The 2,531-nt window shown below is 58.3% G+C and carries 3 protein-coding genes; 1 reads left to right on the top strand and 2 read right to left on the bottom strand.

Going from position 1 to position 2,531, the window contains the following annotated elements; all coding sequences use genetic code 11:
- Positions 1-514, top strand: a 514-nt coding sequence (locus LAT62_RS16345) for an ATP-binding cassette domain-containing protein (RefSeq protein ID WP_293386307.1), incomplete at its 5' end; no start/stop codon positions are given.
- A 145-nt stretch (positions 515-659) separates the two neighbouring features.
- On the opposite strand, the gene LAT62_RS16340 is transcribed toward LAT62_RS16345, so the two are convergent.
- Both LAT62_RS16340 and tnpB read right to left on the bottom strand, forming a co-directional pair.
- Positions 660-2,189: an IS66 family transposase gene (locus LAT62_RS16340; RefSeq protein ID WP_293386305.1), complete on the bottom strand. Its 1,530-nt coding sequence runs from the start codon at positions 2,187-2,189 to the stop codon at positions 660-662.
- 25 nt (positions 2,190-2,214) lie between these two features.
- Positions 2,215-2,531, bottom strand: a 317-nt coding sequence (gene tnpB / locus LAT62_RS16335; RefSeq protein ID WP_293386303.1) for an IS66 family insertion sequence element accessory protein TnpB, incomplete at its 5' end; no start/stop codon positions are given.

Genomic DNA, 2,531 nt, shown 5'->3' with positions numbered 1-2,531 from the left:
TGGCAAAACCACGCTGCTCAAATGTCTGATGGGGTTACTGACCCCAACGGCTGGTGAGATCAAAGTAGACGGCCAGCCCGTGCACCAGATGCCGGACTATCGGGCCTCCATTGCGGCCGTGATGCAGGATGAACAACTGCTGAGTGGCTCCATCGCGGACAACATTGCCTGCTTTGACCCACAGCCAGACATGAGCCGAGTGCAGGAAGCGGCGCAACTGGCCGCGATTCATGAAGACATCATGAGCATGGCCATGCAATACAACACCCTGGTAGGTGACATGGGCACCAGCCTCAGCGGTGGGCAGAAGCAGCGCGTGGTGTTGGCCCGGGCTCTGTACCGTCAGCCCCGCATCCTGTTTATGGACGAGGCCACCAGTCACCTGGATGCGGACAATGAACAGCGGGTTAATGACAATATCCGTCACCTGAACATGACCCGCATCATCGTGGCGCATCGCCAGGAGACCATTGAGTCTGCGGACCGGGTGATAGCGTTGGCTACCAGTGTGTGAACCCACTCACATAACGCGGGATACTACCCCTAGGGGTAGTCGCCAGCGCCGCTCGTTCGCGGTAGATTGGTAGTAAGCGATCCATTAACCCCATGTGCCGATAACCGGCCAGGATAGTTGTCGCTGGGAGTATTCAGTCAGTGGGTCAGCGCGTGACGGTGATGCTCCAAGGCAGCAAGGCGTCGATATCTTCGTCGGTTTTGGCCAGCGGCAGTTGCTCGAAGACCTGCTTCAGGTAGTGATACGGTTCCAGCCCATTGGCTTTGGCGGTCTCCATGATCGAATACCAGGTGGCACTGGCCTTGGCTCCGTTGACAGTGTCCGAGAACAGCCAGTTTTTTCGGCCCACGACGAAGGGTCGGATCGCGTTTTCTGCCCCGTTGTTGTCGATGGGCAGGTGGCCATTTCGGGTGTATTCCATCAGCCCGCCCCAGCGTGACAGCGCGTAGTTGATCGCTATGCCGAGTTTGGTCTTCGGCGGCACCTGCAACTGCTTTTTCTCCAGGGTGACCTTCAGTTTATCGAGGACCGGAACGGCTTGCTTCTGACGCTCGGTTTCCTTCTCAGCTGCCGTGCTGTTCTTGATCCGTTTTTCGATGGCGTACAGCTTGCGCAACTCGTTGAGTATGGCGGTGATCGCCGGGCTTTTCTTGCCTTTGGGCAAGGCTTTCTCAGCCTCCACGAACTTACGCCGGGCATGGGCCAGGCACTGGGCATGTTGCAGACCCAGTGACGCGACCACCTTGTCATAGCCGGGGTAACCATCGGTCATCACCGCACCACGGCAGCCCGCCAGAAGATCATGGGCGACCTGGCCACTGCGGCTGGCACTGTAATGGTAGAGCGTAACATCTCGTCGTCGCCCGGTGTCATCGGGTGGTGATAAGCCCCGCCGTACCCACATGTAGGATTGACTGCTGGCTGATTTGTCCGGCTCCTTGTTGACCTGTAATCGGGTCTCGTCGATCAACACCGTGGAAGCGGACTGGATGGCCGCTTCGAACCGCTCGATCAGCGGCTGCATTTGTTCCCCGGCCAGTATATGCCAGCGCGCTAGAGTGTTTCTGGGAATGTCGATGTCGTGGCGGGCCAGGATGTTCGATTGCCGGGCCAGCGGTACACTGTCCTGGAACTTGCTGGTCAGTGTATAGGCCAGCAGCCCAGGGCCCGCATTGCTCTTGGGCAAGATGACCGGTGGCTTCTCAGCGGTCTGTACCCCGTGTTCTTCACAGCAGGGGCAGGCGTACTGGTGGCGGATATGCTGCTCAACGTACAGCTTGGCCGGAATGAACTCCAGCCGCTCACTGGTCTCGCCACCGATGCGCTGTTTGGCTTCACCGCAGTCACAGACTTTGTCCGCTTCCGGGAGGTCATGTTCAATGACTTCCCGCGGCAGATGATCCGGCAGCGGCTTGCGACCGGCCTTGCTCTGCTTGTTGCGGGTGTAGGTGATTTCTTCGGTGTCCGGCTCCGATGCCTCAGCTTCCTGTTCAAGCGTCTCGATCTCTTCGGCTTCGTTGAACAGGTCCGCTGTCGGGTCATCGGTCTGCTTTTCCGAACGACGCCCATAGCGTTGGGTGGCCATCAGGCGCAGTTGCTCCTGCATGGCCAGCATCTGCTCGATCAGTTGGCCTTTCGGCATCGATTCCAGGGCTTGGGCGTCGTACAACTTCATGGTAGGAAGCCTACCAGAAAGCCCGTCAAATGGGGTTCAAGACTGTTTCAAAGTACAGTGGAGAGTGCGGTTTGAGCCGCTCCACATCGATGCCATCGAGCAACCAACTGAGTTGTTCCGCGTTCAACTCACCGAGCTGTTTTGGCCACTTGAAGCGCTGCTTCTCCAGACGCTTGTACCAGAGCACAAAGCCGTTGCGCTCCCAGTACAGCAGTTTCACCTTGTCGCGCTGGCGGTTGCAGAACACGAACAGGGCCGGTTGGAACGGCGAAAGCGCCATTTCCAGTTCCACGATGGCCGACAGGCCATCAATGCTCTTGCGCATGTCACAGGGCTCGCGAT

The sequence above is a fragment of the Natronospirillum sp. genome (assembly GCF_022565775.1).
GTDB lineage: Bacteria > Pseudomonadota > Gammaproteobacteria > Pseudomonadales > Natronospirillaceae > Natronospirillum.
Note: the sequence above shows the minus strand (reverse complement) of the source record. Positions and strands in the feature narration are given on the sequence as shown.

Excerpts from the sequence above, each read along its gene's own strand:
- LAT62_RS16340 (WP_293386305.1), bottom strand. The coding sequence starts at position 2,189 with ATGAAGTTGTACGACGCCCAAGCCCTGGAATCGATGCCGAAAGGCCAA.